1 protein-coding gene is annotated in these 334 nt (G+C 77.8%); it reads left to right on the plus strand.

The features are described from left to right. A partial coding sequence (locus tag UK12_RS44690; protein ID WP_269432069.1) for a KR domain-containing protein occupies nucleotides 1-226 on the plus strand: 226 nt, incomplete at its 5' end. Between the last annotated feature and the right edge of the window lie 108 nt (nucleotides 227-334).

Here is a 334-nt window from a genome sequence, read left to right on the forward strand (position 1 = left end):
GTTCGTGCTGTTCTCCTCCGCCGCCGGGGTCTTCGGCAACGCGGGCCAGGGCAACTACGCGGCGGCGAACAGCTTCCTGGACGCCCTGGCCGCCCGGCGGCGCGCCCCCGGTATCCCCGCGATCGCCCTCGCCCGGGGCCGGTGGGGCAGCGCGACGGCGGTCGGGGGGTCGAAGCCCAACGCCCGGAATGCGTGGGACGGCTGGAGGGCGGAGGGGCCGGCGTAGCCAAGCACCGCGGCGACCTGCCCGAACACCAGCTCCAGCAGGAGGGGCTCCTGCTCGTCGGCGGGGGGCCCGGCGAGCCGCTGCCTGAGCGCGGCGGCGGGGTCGGTC

Origin of the sequence: Saccharothrix sp. ST-888, from assembly GCF_000955975.1 — a bacterium.
GTDB lineage: Bacteria > Actinomycetota > Actinomycetes > Streptomycetales > Streptomycetaceae > Kitasatospora.